We start from the raw sequence: 19,877 nt of genomic DNA, 5'->3' as shown, positions 1-19,877 counted from the left end.
AACGACTATGATAGTGCACTGACTTTGCGCTTACAAAAATATAAGCCTAAAAAAGAGCACAAGTGTATACCTTTTGGCTGAAAATCTAAATGGCATAACGATAATTTTGTATAGCCGACTCCTTATTCGCTATTTGTGGGTCTAGCAGTTTATAATGAACAAGCCTTTGATGAGTTTTCGGCCTTATGAGCAATCAAAAACGCTATTCAAACCTTTGTTAATAACTTACTGGTATATACATTATCTATGTCACTACTTAGATCTACGCTCAATACGCTACCTGCACTGACCGCTCGGTACCTCGCCACGGGACTGCTAATGTCGGCTGGCCTAATGCTCGTTATACCAAGCGCACAAGCGGCGAGCTGTAAGTTACCCAAAAGCTATTACAAAAACGTCTCTTGCACTGCCAATAGTCGTTATTTTTTAGCGATTAAAGATTTTGGTGCACCAGTTGCTTTAATTAACAAGCAAGGTAAGCGGGTCGTTGATTTGTCGCGCTATCAGCAGGTAGACGCCGACAAGCTAGCGGGCGGATTGATACCTGTGCAGCGTAGTAACAAGGTTGGTTATGTGAATATGAAAGGACGCGAAGTGGTGCCACTGATCTATGATAAATTGGGTGAATCATCTGGCTGGGCGCGCGCGGCAACAGATGGCCGCATCGTGGTCAAAAAAGGCGGTAAATATGGCGTTATAGATACAGCGAACAACATCATAGTGCCGTTTTCTGCCTCTATCAGCGATATCGATAATTATAAGGGCGGTAAAGCGCGGGTGCGTAAAGGTCAAGCCATCAGCTGGCTCGATAAAAATGGTAATACTATTTCAGACCCCAGTCCTGTCAGTGCTAAAAATAATGCTAACGACACAAATAACGATACTGCGGCTGTTAACCGCGCATCATTTACTACTTTGCAAGCCGATCAGCGCGATGGTAAATGGGGCTTTGTCGATGATCGTAATATTACTATGATTACCTATTCGTTTGATGCCGTGCGTCCTTTTTCTGAAGGTCTAGCAGGCGTACGTATCGACGGTAAATGGGGTTTTGTCAATTTAGGCGGGGAGCTGGTGATTCCTTTTCGTTTTGAGGAGGAGGGCGTAGCGAGCAGTGGCAGCTATCGAGAAGCGCCTTCTTTTGTCTTTAAGCAAGGAAAAGCTTGGATTGGTAGTCTACAAAATGGCGATAAGATGTGTATTGATAAAGCAGGCACCAATGTTGGCTGTGATTGATGAATAGTCCCCAAAGTAGAAATGAGCAAGATTAAATGAATAAAGCGGCGCATTATTAGATAATACGCCGCTTTTTTTGTTAAAAAATCAGGCCGTTAGCAATATGAGTTACCCTAAAAGATGATTACGAATCAGATCAACCATATAAGGCTGATAGTAAGCTGGAATGTCATGACCCATACCATCTATTAGATAAAATTTGGCATTAGGGATAGTCTTAGCCACTACTTTGCCTTGCGATGCAGGCAAGAGCCCATCGGCGCTACCATGCATAACGATAGTTGGCGCTTTTACTTTTTTACTAAATCGCGCAATGGAGCCAGACGCCAAAATAGCATTGAGCTGCTGCAGCGTGCCTAGCGGGTGAAAGCTACGCTGATAGCGCAGCTCTGCCACTTCACGTACTGCCCGAATATCTATATGCCCAGGCGTACCAACTGTCTTAATAAACCAAACACTATGACGGACGATATCGCGCTCAGAGTGACTCTCAGGACGATTGATTAAGGTATATAATTGTTTGGGTTTCGGTGGCCGCAAAAAGGCGCGATTGTTCGTAGTAAACATCAAAGCCATACGATCAACTAAGCTTGGATAACGCGCGGCGACAATTTGGGCAATCATACCGCCCATAGAAGCGCCTATCAGGTGCGTACGCCCAAGGTTTAAAACCTTAATCAAACGCACAGTATCTTCTGCCATATCGGTAAGCTTATAAGCGACTTGCTCACTTTTATTGGATAGACCCGCCTGCAGACGAAACATCATCTTTAGCTGATTGACGCGTGGTAACCCATCAATCTGCACTTTCGAGGACAGCCCAATATCCCGATTATCAAAACGTATCACAAAGAAGCCGGCGTCAATGAGCCTTTTTATAAAGCTATTGGGCCAAAAGATCATTTGTGAGCCTAAGCCCATGATCATTAGCAGTGGCGGATTATCAGGGTTGCCGCCAGCTTCGACGCAAAGCTCGATACCATCGCCAATATCTATCATTGTTTGATACAGATCTTTACTCAGATCTGAGGGTGTCCAGTGATGCTCACCGAATTTCTGCCAGTCTGAAGTCGGATACTGCACTTGTTTTTTAGTAGCAGCAGTATTGGCCGCGTCATGATTAGTAGTGTCGTCACTAGCCATGCTGTGACTAGCGTTGACACGATGTTCGTTCATATTACTATCAACGCTGCTATCTGTATCAGAAGAGTTTGAATTCGTCATAAAGTGTCCTATTTAGAGGGTCCAAGTTACCTAGTTATCAAGGTACTAGCTCTAAAACTCTGCCATCTCAAAATCAAGCTTGCCCACACCGCATTCAGGGCAGATCCAGTCATCAGGAACATCTTCCCAGCGGGTACCAGGGGCAATACCTTCTTCAGGACAGCCCAGCTCTTCATCATAGATCCAGCCACAGACGATACATTCATAACGTTTCATACATAATCCTATCTATCATTGCTCATTTATCATTAGGGTTTTAAGACGATCTAAGCGCGCGTAGTGTAGCATATATCGCCGCTTAGCTCATTTAAGTTTACACTTGTATATTGAGATAAGTATGCCTTTATTAAAGCCCTATCGCTATATTCAATAGTGAAGCTGCCGTCATTTTTAGCTGTCATCACTGTTAGTACAGCAATTATGCTACTATAACGAGCGATTATGATGACCGCTAAATTTTGGTTATAATCTCTATATTTTTATCCTATAAGGACTTTTATGAGCGCTACAAAAGCGACATCATCTGCTAAGACTGCTCCTAACGACACTACTGTCATCAATAAAGAGCATCCGCTTTGGCAAATTATTCGTACTGTACCCAACTTTCCTAAGCCAGGTATAGACTTTTATGATATCACCCCTTTACTGCGCAGTCATATTGATGAGGTAATTGATGCACTGTTAGCGGCATTGCCAGAGGGTCTCATGGATGAGGTGGACTGCTTAGGAGCAGTTGAGGCGCGCGGCTTTGTCTTTGCAAGCTTACTAGCAGGCCGCTTAGGTAAAGGCATGATACTACTTCGTAAACCCGGCAAGCTGCCACCACCAGTTGCTAATAAGGCTTATGCGCTAGAGTACGGTAAAGATACGCTTGAGATGCAAAGTAACTTGCCCCCTGAGCGTTTACTCTTGGTTGATGATATTTTGGCCACTGGGGGCACTTTGCGCACCGCCTATGAGCTGTGCAAAGCCGCGGATCATAATGTGGTAGGGGCGCTGGTATTATTAGACTTAGTCGACTTGCATGGCGAGTTCCCAGTGCCGGTTTATACGGTCTTAAAAGCCTGAGTAGACTTTCAAAGCAAGTATTGATATTGCAAAACAAGTATTTACATAAAAAAGCGCTCGAAATAGAGCGCTTTTTGGGTGATTCAGTTTGTTTGGATTATCTACTTGAACTAACGCATAGCTGCTAATGCTTGCGCCAACTCTTCACGAGCGCTAATAAAGCCATCAATACCTTTTGGTAATAGATCTTGGGTCACTTTATCGTTTTGATAGGCGGCGCTGAACTCTTCATGGGTTAAACTGACTTTACTCATAGCATCTAGATCCGTCGACATCGTGGGCGAGAGCTGGCGGATGACCTCGACATCCATGTTGGCAAGCTCATCTATTAAGTTTGGCGCGATAGTCAACAAATCACAGCCCGCCAAGGCTAATATTTGCTCTACCGAGCGGAAACTTGCGCCCATTACCTGCGTCTGATAACCGTGTTGTTTGTAGTACTGATAAATAAGCTTGACCGATTGCACGCCCATATCATCGGCGACAGGGACGTTTTGGCGATTTTGTTGGCGTTTTTGCCAGTCTAAGATACGTCCAACGAATGGCGATATCAGCGTGACACCAGCATCAGCACATGCAATTGCTTGATGCTGACCAAATAGCAAGGTGAGATTACAGTGTATGTTCTGAGTTTCAAGATAGCGGGCCGCTTCAATACCTTGCCAAGTTGCTGCCATCTTGATGAGTACTCGATCTGAGTCAACTCCTGCCTTTTGATAAGCCTCTATATACTCCAAAGCCTTATCGATAGTGGCCTGAGTATCATAAGACAAGCGTGCGTCTACCTCAGTCGATACCCGGCCTTCGATAAGCTCTAAAATACTACAGCCGATTTGGATCGTTAAGGCATCGATAACGGCATCGACATCACCTTGCTGACGACTCATCGTTTCTGCTAGCATCGATTGATTATCAGGGTGAATCAGCGCTTTGGTGATGAGGCTTGGATTGGTGGTCGCATCGATAGGCTTGAGACGCTCAATAGCGGCTAGATCGCCAGTGTCAGCGACAATAGTAGTCATAGTGCGAAGCTGTTGTAATGCGCTCATTAAATATCCTTGTCATTATAATAAGGGTTAAACCTTGGGGTTACTCGTAGATTGTCTTTAAGACTCTAACACAGATTTGCTTGTGGGGTTACTGCTAGTCATAGCGATTGCGAGTATTTCTTATGATAAGGCGCATACCACAAAAAGCTATGACCTCATTTACTTTATTTCAGCTATTGATAGCTATTTTGCATGGGCACTGTCAGCAGTTTTTGCTATAGTAGGAGCGATCCATCGTTTACCTGCCTTATTGGCCGATTCTTTTATGAGTAAAGCGGATAATAGAGCCGATAGGTCATCAATGATAATCGAATATTAATAATAACCAAACATCAATAATAAAAAGTGAATGACTAAATTTAGAATCAAGCGATAATCACTAGATTTAGACGTTAGCTTTCTTCAATATAGCAAACGTTAACCGTTTCAAAAAGGATACAGGATATGAGTAAGTCGCCGGCAGAGCAAAAACCAGACAATATGACGTCAGTAAGTACTGATGTCAGCGGCGCTGCAACCGATCAACAGCTTTTGAATCAGCTGCGTCAAGACATAGACGCAGTGGATAATGAGATTCATAAACTGATTAATAATCGAGCAAAATTAGCCCAAAAAGTAGCGGTGGCTAAAAAAGAGCATCTAGCGGAGCAAAAGTCCGATAGCCATCCTATCTTTTATCGTCCTGAGCGTGAAGCGCAAGTACTAAAAGCGGTGATGGCGCGTAACGAGGGGCCTATCTCTGATGAAAAAATGGCGCGTCTGTTTCGTGAGATTATGTCGGTCTGTCTAGATTTAGAAGCGCCGCAGCGTATTGCCTTTTTGGGACCGCTTGGCACTTTCACTCATGCGGCTGCATTAAAACACTTTGGCAAAGCGGCGGACACTATGCCGCTGACTACGATTACCGATGTGTTTCGTGAAGTCGAAGCGGGTACAGCGATGTATGGCGTCGTACCTGTCGAAAACTCCTCTGAAGGGGTGGTGAATCATACTTTAGACGGATTCTTATCCTCATCGCTGAAGATCATCGGCGAGGTTGAGCTGCCGATTCATCAAAACTTCTTGGTCGCTGAGCATACTAAGATCGACAGTATCAGCCGTATCTATTCGCATCAACAGTCCCTCGCGCAGTGTCGTCATTGGCTCGATGTCAACTATCCTAGTGTCGAGCGTGTGGCCGTCTCAAGTAATGGTGAAGCCGCTCGCCGCCTAAAGAACGAATGGCATTCAGCCGCTATTGCCGGGGATGTGGCAGTCGCTGAATATGATCTGCATAAGCTGTACTCGAATATCGAAGACAACCCGAGCAATACCACGCGCTTCTTAGTCATCGGCCACGAAGCTATCGCGCCATCAGGCCAAGACAAGACCTCTATTGTGGTCTCCGCTCATGACAAAGCCGGTGCCTTGATCGAAATACTTAAGCCGATGTCCTATCATGGTGTGTCGATGACCAGCATTGAAACCCGTCCTGAGCGCCCGAACAAGTGGGCGTATGTGTTCTTTATCGATATGGAAGGCCATATTGATAGTCCTAACGTCAGCGCCGCTATCGCTGATATACGTCCATTGGTCAAAGACGTGCGCATCTTGGGCTCTTATCCAAAAGCGGTGCTTTAAGATATAGAGTGTGGTCATTCGTAACAAGATATCTATTTGAGTCAGCGTAAAAAAGGACAAAGCCATGCCATCCTCCAAAAACTTGCAAGCTAAGACGCTTCAGCCACTAACGCCAGCCTACAAGAGTATAATGGAGCTAGCACCTTATCAAACGGGTAAGCCGGTAGAAGAGCTGACGCGTGAATATGGCGTCTCAGATGTGGTCAAGCTGGCAAGTAATGAGAACCCTATGGGCTGCTCACCAAAGGTGACTTTAGCGATAACGGAGCAGTTAAGTCAGTTGGCGCGTTATCCGGATGGTAATGGCTATTATCTCAAGCAAGCGCTGTCAGACTTTACCGATATGAGTATCGATAGCATCACTTTAGGCAATGGCTCTAATGACTTGCTCGATATCTTAGCGCGAAGCTTCGTCGGTGCTGATGATGCGATCGTCTATAGTCAGTACGGGTTTGTGGTGTATTCGATGCTAGCGAAGATGCAGGGCGCGACTGGTATTGAGGTACCAGCGAAGCGTTTTGGTCATGATCTAAAAGCGATGCGTCAAGCTGTCCTAGATAATGCCAATACCAAGATCGTATTCATCGCCAATCCCAATAACCCAACGGGCACTTTATTAGATAGCGAGGCGCTACGCGAGTTTATCGCAAGCATGCCAGCTTCAGTATTAGTGGTACTAGACGAAGCCTATATCGAGTATAGTCCTGAGAGTAATAATCGGGCGCTATTAGACGAGTTTGATAATGTGGTGATAGTACGTACTTTCTCCAAAGCTTATGGCTTAGCCGGCCTACGTGTCGGCTATGCGCTCAGCTCGCCGCTAGTGGCGGATTTGCTCAACCGTATTCGCCAGCCATTTAATGTTAGCCGTATCGCTCTTGCGGCAGCAGCAGCGGCACTAACGGATCAAAGCTTTATTAGCGAAGTGCGAAAAATCAACGCCGGACAAATGCGCTGGCTTGAGAAGCAGTTTGATGCGCTAGGACTTGAATTTATCAAATCATATGCCAATTTTATTATGCTAAAAATAGAAGGTGCGGCTGATATTAACCAAGCGTTATTAGAGCAAGGGGTGATTGTACGGCCTTTAAAAGGCTATGGTCTAGAGGATTGGTTACGAATTACCGTAGGCTTAGCAGAAGATAATACACGCTTGATTGATACTTTAAAATCTATCTTAAATGCAGAGTGACTCCTTTTAATAGTCACTCATTTATATCTATTAGTTATTCCATCTAGTCGGTATTAAACTAGGCCGGGTTGAAGATTTGATATGCTTTATGATGACTGCTCAATACGCTTTAGCCGAGACACTAGATCAATTTGTAAGATACATATAATAAGATACCTATAATAAGAGATCCATGAGCTATCTAAAATCCACAAACCATCTCACTACAGAGCCGTTATTTGAGCAAGTCTGTATCATAGGTCTAGGGCTGATTGGGGCTAGTCTTGCGCAAGCGATTAAAGATAATAGCCTAAGCAAACGCCTAGTCGCTGTCGATAAGCATCAGCCGAGCATCAGCGCCGCTCTTGATCAGGGTTTGCTCGATGCTGGCGGTAGCTCTCTAGCCCAAGTCGTGAGTGGCTCTGATTTGATCGTTATCGCCATCCCAGTGCAAGCGGTATCAGCGGCATTCACTGAGATTAAAGCGGCAATGCAGAGCGGTATACTTGCCTATGACTGTGTGATCAGCGATGTTTGTAGCACCAAAGCCAATGTCATCGCCGCTGCTAACGATGTTTTTGCGACTTCACGAAAGGGCTTGCCTACTGGATTGGTACCTGCGCATCCAATTGCTGGCGCTGAGAACTCAGGCTATCATGCCCGCCGCAGCGATTTATTTATTAACCATAGCGTCATTATTTGTCCATTAGCGAGCACCGATGAGTCAGCTATCACTAAGTTGCGGCAGTTATGGGAGTCGGTCGGGGCAAGTGTGATGTCGATGGACGCTCAGCATCATGATGCGGTGCTGGCGCATACCAGTCATTTACCGCATTTATTGGCTTATAATCTAGTCGATCAGCTGGCCAGCCACGATGACAATTTAAATATGTTTCGCTATGCCGCTGGCGGTTTTCGCGACTTTACCCGTATCGCGGCGAGTGACCCTAAGATGTGGCATGATATCTTCTTTGCCAATCAAAATGCGATAATCGATGCACTCGATGAATACAGCGATTATCTACAAAATATACGTCAACTTATTATTGATAAAGATTCAACTGCCCTGATGGGCCTTTTGGGCCGCGCGCAAGCCGCACGGCGACATTTTGGTCATATGCTAACCAGCACCCCTTATACGGATACCTCTGCTATGTCAGCTTCTTATATTATTTCTCCTAATACCAGTAATGCCGTCAATGGTACGATCACCATTCCAGGTGACAAGTCGATATCGCACCGTAGTATCATGTTCGGTAGTATCGCCGAGGGCGTCACGCGCGTGACTGGGTTTTTGGAAGGGGAAGATGCGTTAGCGACGCTACAAGCATTCAGAGATATGGGCGTGACTATCGAAGGGCCAGACAACGGTAAGCTCACTATTCATGGCGTGGGGATGAATGGGCTAAAGCCGAGCAAGACACCTATCTATATGGGCAACTCTGGCACCAGTATGCGCCTGCTGGCTGGTATCTTAGCCGCGCAAGATTTCGATAGCGTGCTGACCGGTGATACGAGCCTCAATAAACGCCCAATGGAGCGTATAGCCTCGCCACTACGGCAGATGGGCGCTATCATCCAAAGCACGGGCACTAGCGGTACCTCACCGCTCAGTATTACCGGCCGCGACAAAGCGGGTAAGCCGCTGCAAGGTATTGAGTATCAGATGCCAGTGGCTTCTGCGCAAATCAAGTCTTGCTTGTTATTAGCTGGTCTGTGGAGTGAAGGTACAACGACAGTGACGCAGCCGGAAGTCAGCCGTGACCATACTGAGCGTATGCTATCAGCCTTTGGTTATGACGTGAGCGTCGATGGCAATCGTATCAGCGTGGAGGGCGGCGGTAAGTTAACCGCTGGCGATATCGCCGTGCCAGCCGACATCTCTTCAGCGGCATTTTTTATGGTGGCGGCAGCGATCAGTCAAGGTAGCGAGCTGACGTTGAGTCAAGTGGGTATCAACCCAACGCGCACTGGCGTTATCGATATCCTAAAGCTGATGAATGTAGATATCAGTCTAAGCAATGAAACTCATGTTGGCGGCGAGCCCGTCGCTGATATTACTATTCGCTCCTCAAACCTACAAGGCATTGAGATACCTGAGCACTTAGTGCCACTGGCAATCGATGAGTTCCCAGTATTATTTGTCGCTGCCAGCTGTGCAAAGGGTCGTACCGTATTAACAGGTGCTAAAGAGCTAAGAGTAAAAGAGTCTGATCGTATCGCGGTCATGGCCGATGGCTTACAAACCTTAGGGATTGACTGCACCGTAACTGAAGATGGGCTAATCATTGAGGGCAAGGGCACACAAGGTCAAAGCGATGAGATTGATAACCAGCAGCCTATCTTTGGCGGTGGTCATATTACCTCGCATCACGATCACCGTATCGCGATGAGCTTTGCGGTTGCGAGCCTGCGTGCCTCCAAGCAAATCATTATCGAAGGCGTGGAGACGGTGAATACCAGCTTCCCAGGTTTTGCAGAGCTCGCCAATCAAGTAGGTATGTCTATTGAGGTAGATAAAGGCGCTGAAACTGATAACGCCTAAAGCTTGCTATATTTTATTATTGATCAGTTAAAGTGCGATTAAAAAAAGTTTAATGATATAAGTAATTGGTAAGTAGCAATGTGTTGATGTCCTTATGACGTTGACGCATTGCTTTTCTATTTAAGTCATAAGCGCTCAGTAATAAAATGTAAGTAATAAAATCTAAATAATAAAACCAAAATAATAAAGTCCAAATAATAAAACTCTTTATCTCACAAACGCATCTTTCTCCTTTTACTGACCTGCCTATAAGCAAATGCAGGAGGTATAAAAGAGCATAAAATGCGCTTTGCCTAAATAAGTTGTCTGATGTATGACTACCCAAAATGTGCTAAAAAAACCAGTAGCCGTAGTGCAAACCACAAGACGCGGCATTATTACGGCGCTGATAGCGTTCTCCATTTGGGGCACGTTTCCGCTGTACTTTAAGCAACTAAGCGCATATGACGCGACCGAGATCATCGGTCATCGTATTGTTTGGACATTTTTATGCTTATTAGTGGTTTTAGTCGTAACCAAACGTTGGCAATGGATTAACACCCTTAAAAAAAACCCAAAATGGTTAGCGCTAACTTTTTTATCTGGTTTGATTATCGCAACTAATTGGCTCACTTACGTCTGGGCGGTGAATCACGATCAGATACTAGAAGCCAGTTTAGGGTATTTTATCGGGCCTTTGGTCGGCGTGGCGCTATCGATGATCTTATTTAAAGAGCGTATGCGGCCGTTGCAGTGGGTAGCGATTGGCTTTGCTTTGGTGTCGGTGCTCATTCAAGTCGTTATGCTAGGGAGCCTGCCTTGGATATCATTGATATTGGCTTTTAGTTTTAGCACTTATGGCACTATTCAGCGGCAAACCCCGCTAACTGCCGTTGATGCAATGTTTATCGAAACTGCGATGCTCGTACCGATATGCGTATGGTGGTTTTGGCAGGCGGATGTCGTCAGTAGTCAGATCAGCTTTTGGTTCACCTCCAATATCTGGCTATTGATGCTGGCAGGGCCGATTACCTTGATACCCTTACTGCTGTTTAATAAGTCCACTAAGCTCGTCGCTTATAGTATTCTAAGCTTTATGAATTACTTGACGCCGACCTTTATCTTTTTCTTAGCGGTGTTTTACTATAAAGAACCGTTTGATCTGCATCGCTTAGCTGTATTTGGCTTGATATGGTTCGGCTTATTATTATTTAGCATCGATTTATGGCGACATCGTCCAAGTAAAATGCTAAAAGCCAAACACTAACCCTTTGACTTCCTCCACGCCCTAGAAGGACGTGGTTTTATGGCGCTGGATGATAAAATTTATAATCTTAATGCATTCATATGACTATTAGCAGAGAACTTTAAGGATAAGCACATGTTACCTAACGAAGCAGATGTCGTATTTGTCAAAGGCTTGAGCGTTGAGGCAGTCATTGGCGTCTTCGACTGGGAGCGCGCAATCACACAGCCAATCATGATAGATATTACGCTTGAAACCGATATCAGCAAGGCGGCGCTATCAGATGACGTCAAAGATGCTTTGAGCTATAAAGACGTCTGTGATGATGTGGCAGAGTGGTGCAAAGAGCTCAAAGCCAAACTGCTTGAACATCTAGCCGAACAACTTGCCGAGAAACTATTAGCCAAATATAACTGCCAAAAATTGACCCTAAGCGTCGCTAAGCCGACAGCTATTAAAGAAGCAAACGCAGTAGGGGTACAAATCACGCGTTTTGCAAAAAATGGCAACGTGTAAACAATGAGCAATAATAATTTAGTGGGTTTGCCGCTAGAGCATTTACCAAAGATGAGTTTTGGTAAACTGCAAGCACTGCCAGTGAGTGCAGTATGGTTAGCTTTAGGCAGTAACTATCAAGCAAATCATCACTTGGCGAATGTTCGGACCACTCTAGCTAAGCTTGGCGAAATTGAGCTATCTTGTGCAATTAAAAATCCTGATATTACCGCTAGCAAAGAGCAGCCAAAACCTGATTATATCAATCAAGGCGTTTATTTAGCTTTGAACACAGATATGACTTTAGGGCAGCTACAGACGTTTTGTAAAAACTTAGAAGACGAGTGTGGTAGGGCGCGTGCACAGAAGTCACAAGGCTCCGGTCAGCAAGTAGCAGTTACCAAAGTGAGTATGGATATCGATATTTTGATGGTTAAGCTAGAAGATCAACAAAATAGCCTAAGCAGTAGTAAGAATAAATGGATTATCATAAAAGAGCGCTTTCCTTTTGCAGACCATGAAATGACTGGGATAAAAGCGCTCAAAAAAGAGCTAGAAGAATAATCTAGCTCTTTTAAATACACTTTTTAATCTACTACTGCGCGGTCAAGCCACCATCAGCGACAAACTCAGAACCGGTAGAATAGCTTGAGTCATCGGATGCCAAAAACAGCACCATACCGCTGACTTCTTCAGCCTCTGCCACGCGTCTCATCGGAATAGTTTTGGCAGATAGCATGGCATTAGTGTTAGCGCAATAGGCAGTAGCGGTTAATGATTTGTAGCAACTAACAACGGTAGCGGCGCGTAAATTTTTATTGATGCCTTATATGCATAGCGAATCTAAGGTGATTCATGAACAAGCGTTACCGTTATTTAAGACGTATACGAATCCAGAGACCGTGCACGCTGAGATAAAACACAAAGTCATTATATAGTCGAACCACTATTAAAGTGTTACAGCGTTAGACTCGTTTAGCCTACTACTGTAGTACTTGCACTCGTCTGCCTTGTACCACTTTTAATATTGATTGACTATAGATCGTTTTGGCCGCTATCCGCATCGAAATGAGGTTTTAGGACGAGTGTCTAGCGCTGAAGAGCTAGAGTTTTTAACACAACCGAATTCATCATTTTAAAGGTTTAAATACAGGTAGTGTTCTATAAAGGAGTCATTCTTTATGCACGATATAAAATGCAATATTATTTCAAGAGTGAATAAAAGTGAGAAGTGGTTTAGACATCACGCCTCACTTTGCTAATTATATCGATGACTATTTTTCAGCTGTATCCGCTTGATCCAGATCACTTTGGTCAATGACATCGATATCTTCTAAACACAGCTTATCGTACTGTTTTTGACAAAACTCAGGATCGAGCTTGCACATAGCTTGCTGCATCTGGTCTAAGCGCGTTTCAGACTGCTGAATATGCTCAAGCATTTTGGCAAAAGCTTCAGCAACAGGGTCTTGTGAATAAGGATCGATACCATAAGCTTGGAAAGTTGTATCACGTGCTGATGTTGTAGAAGGCTTATCGTCTCCGGCTTGTTCGGTTTTCTTAGGCTCATCCTTATCAGTGATAGTGCCTTTGGCCGCTTTTTCTTGTTGCTTAGAGTCATTGATTTTTGCAACGATAGGGTTGCCTTTTTCATCGTGGTACTCAGAGATCATACGCGCGGCACTACCGACCATAGTGGCGTTAGCAGGTACCGGCTTGACCACTACCGCATTCGAGCCAATTTTGGCATTTTTGCCGACCGCGAATGGGCCTAAAACTTTTGCGCCCGCACCAACGGTGACGCCATCTTCTAGCGTAGGATGACGTTTACCATTATTTTGTGAGACGCCGCCTAAAGTGACACCGTGATATAAGGTGACGTCATCGCCAATCTCAGCGGTCTCGCCAATCACCACGCCGACGCCATGATCGATAAAAAAACGTTTCCCAATCCGCGCGGCAGGATGTATCTCAATACCGGTCACGATACGTGAGCCGTAAGAGATCACGCGCGCAGCGAGCTTTTGCTCATGATTCCATAAGTAGTGGGCACCGCGGTGTAGTATCAAGGCATGAATACCGGGATAAGTCAGAATAACTTCTAAGCTATTGCGGGCGGCAGGGTCACGCTTAAAGACCGCATCAATGTCTTCTTTAAGATCTTTTTTGAACGTCTTGAGCGATTTAAGTAGGGTAGATGGCGATGGCATAACGCGTCCTATCATATTCTTTGATGACATACTGAATGAAACTGCTTGTTTATCATTTTAGTTATAGCAGCTTTGCTTGACAAAATATAGCTATAAGCCATAAATAATAACAGATTCATATATAATGTAGATTTATTTACTAAAAGCAGAATGTATAGTGTCGTTATGCTGACAGGCGCACAACCTAGCCATACAGCTCATCGTAACATTCTGCTTAGTTTTATTTTAAATGGCGACTGCTTAAGTATTACTAGTAATATATTTAAGAATCTCGACGATTTGTTCAGGGGTTTGCGCCCATGCCATAGCGGCCGCGTCGACTTCTTTTAACGGATGAATAATATCGTCATTATGTAGAGTGATGTAGGGCTTACCTAAGGCGGCGCAGAAGCCGGCATCAAAGGCTGCGTTCCACTGCTTGTATTTATCACCAAAACGAATAATGGCAATATCACAGTTCTGGATTAAGGTCTTAGTGCGGATGGAGTTGACCTTAGATGACTGATGATCGCGCCAAAACTGTTTGTCGTTCTCACCCAATAGATCACCCGCAGCATCGCTAGCGTCGTGGTCAGTCACAGCTGAGGTGAACTTAATATTAAGGCCATGATTTTTTGCGCCTTGCATGATTTGCTCGCGCCAGTCTGTGTGGATCTCGCCTGATAAGTATACTGTCCAATTCATAATGAACTCCTTTTAGTTTTTAGTGCACGGCGCTTTAAGATATAACAGCGTTAGGTATTTATGAGTTTAGCAATCCTTGGATAGTTTAGCTATTAAAGCGCTTAGCAGCTGATACTCCTTTTGATCAAGCTGAAGACGTGAGCCTAGCCGTGATAAGCGTGCTGGCAGGGATCTTAGGTGCTCGCTATTAGCAAGATTGAGCGCTACCATCAGCTCAGTGCTGCGCTGCGTGAGATTTTGCAGTTGTTGCTGAGTAATAGCGGGCTCATCCCATTGCTGACGGATATAAGTGTTGACTAGGGGTGAAGCAGCTTGGTTCTCGTCATGACTACTAGTGGTTGTTTTGCTCTCATCAATGAGCTCAGGATTCGCACCCGCTTTATGAGTTTGCGCATACGCGAAAATAAAGCTTGCGATGACTTGCACGGCTGAGGCGACATTGAGCACTGGATAATCAGGGTTGGCATCGATTTGGATATGATAGTCGGCAAAGGCCAGCTCGTCATTGGTGAGGCCTCGGTCTTCACGGCCAAAGAGGATAGCAATCTTAGGGCGGCTCGATGCTGAGAGTTCGGACTGATCGCTAATATCAGTCTGCGTATCTATAAAGTCCAACATAATCTTAGCCGCCTGCGTCGGAGTCACCACGGGGCGCGGCAGATGACGACTACGACTACTGGCGGCGAACACTAGCTGACAATCACCAATTGCTTCTTCTAGAGTCGGTGCAATTTTAGCAGCTGCTAATATCTCACTACCACCCGCTGCGTGCGAGACACTAGTCTCATCTATCGGCAGCTTAGGGTCGACGACCGTCAGATGAGACAAACCCATAGTATGCATAGCTCGCGCTGCTGAACCGATATTGGCAGGTAGGGTGGTATTGACCATCACAACTTGCAGGCAGGATAAATAATCGCTAACTTTCAGGGCGCTGGGTGCAGAAGAGTTGGACGTCATATCTATAACCCTAAACGTTGGTTGATCTCTTGTTCGACGTCCAAAAGTGCAGCTGACAGGCGCGTAATTAGCTCACTTTGGTGGCTTATCTGCTGCCTACGACAAGCGCTCTCTAGCTGCTCGCTGAGCGCTACTACTTGCGTAGCGCCTAAAGTAGCACTAGCCCCCTTTAAGGCGTGAGCAAATTCAAAGCCATTGGCATTATCGTTATTGGTTTGCGCCGCTTGCATCAGTACAATTCGCTGTTTACTATCGTCGATAAAGGTCTGTACTAAATCGGCAAAGTCTTCTTCTAGTAAGTCGCGCATCTCTTCGAACTGGGCATCATCAATGATGGCGTGAGCGCTATCGTGGTAGCTATCGCCAATCGTGTTAATGTTTTTGTACTCAGCATCCATCATGATAAAAAGGTCCAATAAGGGTAAGAAAAAGTGAACTAAGTTAAGTTTACTAACGACTTATACTGCCATCAGTGGTACAGGTTTTAGTTGTAATGAAAATGTAGGTTGTCATCACTGATCATTGTTTTCAACTGTTGTAGATTATCATCATTAGGATAGACGCGCCAATGCTCTGATAAGCCGACATTGGCGATGCCATAATCGGCGTAGACGCTGAGGCCAAGCGGCGTACAGTTGTCATTTATGACGCCATCATTAGAAGTAAAATTATCTTCAGCAGTATTAGCAGCATTTGTATCTAAGGCCATAAGGTCATTGCCGTCCTCGTCATATAAGCTTGCACCCATAGCGCTATCGTAATAGTCTTGAGCGCCGCCCTCTAGCTCATCATCCTCGCCATAGTGGGATAGTCTTGGCGCTGGAATGATGTCAGCTTGTGCTGATTTTAATAAAGGCTGCAAGCGAGCAAGCAGATTAAGATCTTCATGGTGCACTTTGATACTGATCTTTTTAAGCCAGCGTAGACGCGCATCGACCATCGTCAACGCATTATCAAGGCGAGCAAATAGGCGTCCATCACGCTCACGGATACTGCCTTTAATGATGACCACCTCATCGACTTTTAACTGCTCTTTGACGCGATTAAAACGCTCAGCATAGCAGCTGACCTCAAGCCGTGAGGTGCCATCATCTAAGGTAATGACATTTCGATTACCAAAGTTGGCAATATCGATAATCAGACCCGCGAAATAACAGCTACCGTTATAGCCGGTGTCAGTGAGTTTGTTGAGCCGCGTCCCTGAAGTATAGCGTTTGAGCTCATCTAAATACTCATTAATCGGGTGACCGGTGAGATACAGGCCTAAAGTATTCTTCTCAGCTTTTAGGCGGTGCTTATCGCCCCAAATTAGCTCGGGCGTCATTTTCAGCGGCGGCGCAGCAACCACGCTGTCCATCTCACCGAACAGATCCATCATGCCAAGCTCACCATTTTTGCGGTCTTGCTCAGCGGCTTGCACCGCGCTTGGCAATTGACTCATCAATGCCCCGCGTATCTCATAAGCGGTATCGCTTGGCAAGTCAGGCCGTAGCGTAGCAGCAAAGTCATCAAAGCAGCCGGCACTGACCAAAGCTTCAAGTGTGCGTTTATTGACCTTTTTAATATCGACACGGCGACAAAAGTCGTATAAGTCGGTAAAAGGTCCATCAAGGCGACGCGCTTCGACAATAGATTCAACCGCGCCTTCTCCGACGCCTTTGATTGCGCCTAGGCCGTAGATAATATTGGTCGGGGTATCAGCGACAAAGTGCCATTCACTGCGGTTTACCGATGGATTGTCTACAGTCAATCCAAAGTTTTCACGGCAGTCATTGATAAAGAACACCACGTTGTCGGTGTTGTTCATATCGGATGTCAGTACCGCAGCCATAAATTCGGCAGGGTAGTACTGCTTAAGATAAGCGGTCTGATAAGCGAGCACCCCATAAGCAGCAGAATGCGAGCGGTTAAAACCATAACCGGCGAACTTCTCCATCAAATCAAATACACCGCCTGAGGTGACCTCATCGATACCTTGATCGGTGGCACCAGTGACAAAGATATCGCGCTGTTTGGCCATCTCTTCGGGTTTCTTTTTACCCATAGCTCGGCGCAGCATATCCGCGCCGCCGAGACTGTAACCGGCCATGACCTGCGAGATCTGCATGACTTGCTCTTGATAGACAATAACGCCGTTGGTGTTTTGCAGTATCGGTTCAAGATTGGGATGATCGTAGATGACTTCTTCGCGACCGTGTTTGCGGTCAATGTACATCTCTACCATGCCGGCATCGAGAGGGCCGGGACGGTAGAGGGCGCACATCGCGATGACATCTTCGATGTTCGTCGGTTGCAGCTTGGCTAGGTACTTTTTCATACCCATGCTCTCTAACTGAAACACGGCGGTGGTTTTGGCATCTTGAAGTAGTTTATAGGCTTTGCTGTCATCTAGTGGCAAATCTTCTAATACTAAAGCCTCTTTACCTTCACGAGCGCGGCGCTCATTAATGTTTTTCACTGCCGCATCGATGACAGTTAAGTTACGTAGTCCCAAAAAGTCAAACTTCACTAGTCCGACATCTTCGACATCGTCTTTGTCAAACTGACTAACACGGTGACCTTCGTCATCACAATAAATCGCGCTAAAATCAGTGATCCTATGCGGCGCGATCAGTACGCCGCCGGCATGCTTACCGACGTTACGGCACACGCCTTCAAGCTTAACTGCCATCTCCCAGATCTCGATGGCATCTTCATAATCCATGTTATCAGGATTGGAGATTAAGTCTTTGAGCTGCGGCTCTTGCTCTAGCGCTTGGCTGAGAGTGATGCCAGGCGTTTTAGGAATGAGCTTGGACATTTTATTGGCCAAAAAGTACGACTTGCTTTGTACTCGTGCCACGTCACGCACCACCGCTTTAGCCGCCATAGTACCGAAGGTGATGATTTGCGAGACTGCCTCACGACCATAAGTTTGCGCCACGTAATCAATGACGCGGTCGCGACCTTCGATACAAAAGTCAATATCGAAATCGGGCATCGATACCCGTTCGGGGTTCAAAAAACGCTCAAAGAGCAAGTCATAATGGATGGGATCAAGGTCAGTAATGTTCAGTGCATAGGCCACTAAGGAGCCAGCGCCAGAGCCACGCCCTGGACCGACAGGCACGCCGTTGGCTTTTGCCCAGCGGATAAAGTCCATAACGATTAAGAAGTAACCAGGAAAGCCCATCGATAAGATAATCTCTAGCTCATACTCTAAACGCTCATCGTACTGCTTACGAAAGTCGCTCCAGCTCTCGTCGCGCTCAGCCACAGGAAACAGCTTGTCCAGTCGGTGCTCAAGACCGCGCTGCGATTCGGCTCGAAAAAACGACTCTATGGTCTCGCCCTCAGGCACAGGAAAATCAGGCAGCACGTTGATGCCTAGCGTCAGTGTCACATTACAGCGAGTGGCTAGGCGGATGGTATTGTCGACCACCTGCGGAATATCGGCAAACAATTGCGCCATTTGGTCTTGAGTTTTTAGATACTGCTCATCTGAATACAAGCGCGGACGGTTAGGGTCAGCCAGTACGTACGAGCCTGCAATACAAACGCGGGCTTCGTGAGCATCGAAGTCCTCTTGCTCCAAAAACCGCACATCATTGTGGGCGATAATGGGCAGTTGATGATTGGCACCAGCGTGGATAGCCGCTTTGATAAAAGCGTCTTCGCCTGAGCGGTTGGTGCGCTTGATCGCAAAGTACAAGCGATCAGCAAAATACGCCTGCCATTCTGTGATCAGCACGTCGGCATTTTCTGGCATAGAGCTGACTAGCGCCTGTCCGACGTCTGATTTTTCGCCAAACAAGACAATAACGCCCGCTGCGTGCTCTAAGATATGACGGCGCTTGATGACAGGGGTGCCATGATTGTCAGGGTCAGCGCGACCTTCGGTAAAGCCAAGCGAGACAATACGGGTGATGTTTTGATAGCCTTCGTTGTCCATGGCCAGCAGCGTCAGTCTAGTGTCTTCATCATCCATGATAACTTCGCTGCCGATGATGGGCTTGATGCCAGCGCCAAGACAAGCGCGATAAAACTTCACCGTCGCGTACAGATTGGAGAGGTCGGTCAACGCCAGCGCACGCTGATTGTCAGCTGCCGCCGCTTTAATAAGCGGCTTTATGCGCACGATAGAATCAGTGATGGAGTATTCGCTGTGAATGCCAAGGTGTACAAATGCCATAGAGGACTCTTATTGGTGCGGTCAATAACAATAGGTTTTATTAGCGGATTTTGCGTGGTTTACATGGGAAGTTTAGGCCGTAAAAGCCTTTGTCGCAAATGCTCAATTGAGCAGGACATCATAGCATTATTTGCTGTTGACAGCTATAGCTTCGGTGGGTGCCATACGAAATAGCCTGTCTTTGCTGGCACGTACGGATATGAAAAAAGCCTTCTATAT

The 19,877-nt window shown here is 45.9% G+C and carries 17 protein-coding genes and 2 pseudogenes; 10 read left to right on the top strand and 9 right to left on the bottom strand.

Features of this window, described 5'->3' with window-relative positions; genetic code table 11:
- The first annotated feature begins 246 nt into the window (after positions 1-246).
- A complete protein-coding gene (locus tag I3248_RS04770) occupies positions 247-1,236 on the top strand; it encodes a WG repeat-containing protein (RefSeq protein ID WP_238062730.1) in 990 nt (329 codons plus the stop codon).
- Between the two features lie 108 nt (positions 1,237-1,344).
- Here the strand turns inward: I3248_RS04770 and I3248_RS04765 are convergent, their stop codons facing one another.
- On the bottom strand, positions 1,345-2,235 hold the full coding sequence (locus I3248_RS04765; protein ID WP_051397510.1) for an alpha/beta hydrolase: 891 nt from the start codon (positions 2,233-2,235) through the stop codon (positions 1,345-1,347).
- Positions 2,236-2,511: 276 nt separating this feature from the next.
- A complete protein-coding gene (locus I3248_RS04760) occupies positions 2,512-2,676 on the bottom strand; it encodes a rubredoxin (RefSeq protein ID WP_025646921.1) in 165 nt (54 codons plus the stop codon).
- A 282-nt stretch (positions 2,677-2,958) separates the two neighbouring features.
- Here I3248_RS04760 and I3248_RS04755 point away from each other — a divergent pair, with 282 nt between their 5' ends.
- Positions 2,959-3,528: an adenine phosphoribosyltransferase gene (locus I3248_RS04755; RefSeq protein WP_238062729.1), complete on the top strand. Its 570-nt coding sequence runs from the start codon at positions 2,959-2,961 to the stop codon at positions 3,526-3,528.
- Between the two features lie 110 nt (positions 3,529-3,638).
- Here I3248_RS04755 and I3248_RS04750 read toward each other — a convergent pair whose 3' ends face one another.
- The gene (locus I3248_RS04750; protein WP_238062728.1) at positions 3,639-4,577 is read right to left on the bottom strand and encodes a transaldolase; all 939 of its coding nucleotides are present in this window, start codon (positions 4,575-4,577) and stop codon (positions 3,639-3,641) included.
- A 480-nt stretch (positions 4,578-5,057) separates the two neighbouring features.
- Between I3248_RS04750 and pheA the strand changes: the two genes are divergently transcribed.
- From pheA to I3248_RS04720, 6 genes are all read left to right on the top strand, one after another.
- Positions 5,058-6,197 (top strand): prephenate dehydratase, encoded by a 1,140-nt coding sequence (pheA, locus tag I3248_RS04745; protein ID WP_025646925.1) that lies wholly within the window; start codon positions 5,058-5,060, stop codon positions 6,195-6,197.
- A 64-nt stretch (positions 6,198-6,261) separates the two neighbouring features.
- On the top strand, positions 6,262-7,389 hold the full coding sequence (gene hisC, locus I3248_RS04740) for a histidinol-phosphate transaminase (RefSeq protein ID WP_238062727.1): 1,128 nt from the start codon (positions 6,262-6,264) through the stop codon (positions 7,387-7,389).
- Positions 7,390-7,561: 172 nt separating this feature from the next.
- The gene (locus I3248_RS04735; RefSeq protein WP_238062726.1) at positions 7,562-9,913 is read left to right on the top strand and encodes a bifunctional prephenate dehydrogenase/3-phosphoshikimate 1-carboxyvinyltransferase; all 2,352 of its coding nucleotides are present in this window, start codon (positions 7,562-7,564) and stop codon (positions 9,911-9,913) included.
- Positions 9,914-10,226: 313 nt separating this feature from the next.
- Positions 10,227-11,159 carry an EamA family transporter RarD gene (gene rarD / locus I3248_RS04730; RefSeq protein ID WP_238062725.1) on the top strand — a complete coding sequence of 311 codons (933 nt, stop codon included), beginning with the start codon at positions 10,227-10,229 and terminating at the stop codon, positions 11,157-11,159.
- Positions 11,160-11,273: 114 nt separating this feature from the next.
- A complete protein-coding gene (gene folB / locus I3248_RS04725) occupies positions 11,274-11,654 on the top strand; it encodes a dihydroneopterin aldolase (protein ID WP_201602878.1) in 381 nt (126 codons plus the stop codon).
- Positions 11,655-11,657: 3 nt separating this feature from the next.
- Positions 11,658-12,197, top strand: coding sequence for a 2-amino-4-hydroxy-6-hydroxymethyldihydropteridine diphosphokinase (locus I3248_RS04720; RefSeq protein ID WP_238062724.1), 540 nt, complete (start codon positions 11,658-11,660; stop codon positions 12,195-12,197).
- Positions 12,198-12,228: 31 nt separating this feature from the next.
- On the opposite strand, the gene I3248_RS04715 is transcribed toward I3248_RS04720, so the two are convergent.
- Entirely contained in the window at positions 12,229-12,372 is a 144-nt protein-coding gene (locus tag I3248_RS04715) for an SDR family oxidoreductase (protein WP_238062723.1), read from the bottom strand.
- Between the two features lie 67 nt (positions 12,373-12,439).
- Here I3248_RS04715 and I3248_RS04710 point away from each other — a divergent pair.
- Together I3248_RS04710 and I3248_RS04705 are read left to right on the top strand one after the other, a co-directional pair.
- Positions 12,440-12,571: pseudogene (locus I3248_RS04710) on the top strand (DUF924 domain-containing protein); the annotation flags it as partial.
- A 93-nt stretch (positions 12,572-12,664) separates the two neighbouring features.
- A pseudogene (locus tag I3248_RS04705) lies at positions 12,665-12,772 on the top strand (DUF924 family protein); the annotation flags it as partial.
- A gap of 135 nt (positions 12,773-12,907) precedes the next feature.
- Here the strand turns inward: I3248_RS04705 and cysE are convergent.
- The 5 genes from cysE to dnaE form a co-directional block, all read right to left on the bottom strand.
- Positions 12,908-13,843 (bottom strand): serine O-acetyltransferase, encoded by a 936-nt coding sequence (cysE, locus tag I3248_RS04700; RefSeq protein WP_201557239.1) that lies wholly within the window; start codon positions 13,841-13,843, stop codon positions 12,908-12,910.
- Positions 13,844-14,083: 240 nt separating this feature from the next.
- The gene (locus I3248_RS04695) at positions 14,084-14,527 is read right to left on the bottom strand and encodes a YtoQ family protein (protein WP_238062721.1); all 444 of its coding nucleotides are present in this window, start codon (positions 14,525-14,527) and stop codon (positions 14,084-14,086) included.
- Positions 14,528-14,593: 66 nt separating this feature from the next.
- A complete protein-coding gene (locus tag I3248_RS04690) occupies positions 14,594-15,487 on the bottom strand; it encodes a TrmJ/YjtD family RNA methyltransferase (protein ID WP_238062720.1) in 894 nt (297 codons plus the stop codon).
- A gap of 2 nt (positions 15,488-15,489) precedes the next feature.
- Complete coding sequence (locus tag I3248_RS04685; RefSeq protein WP_238062719.1) at positions 15,490-15,888, bottom strand: Hpt domain-containing protein; 399 nt, start codon at positions 15,886-15,888, stop codon at positions 15,490-15,492.
- Positions 15,889-15,971: 83 nt separating this feature from the next.
- Entirely contained in the window at positions 15,972-19,658 is a 3,687-nt protein-coding gene (gene dnaE / locus I3248_RS04680; protein ID WP_238062718.1) for a DNA polymerase III subunit alpha, read from the bottom strand.
- Positions 19,659-19,877: the final 219 nt, after the last annotated feature.

It is taken from the genome of Psychrobacter sp. Ps3 (assembly GCF_022129275.1).
Classification (GTDB): domain Bacteria; phylum Pseudomonadota; class Gammaproteobacteria; order Pseudomonadales; family Moraxellaceae; genus Psychrobacter; species Psychrobacter submarinus.
Note: the sequence above shows the minus strand (reverse complement) of the source record. Positions and strands in the feature narration are given on the sequence as shown.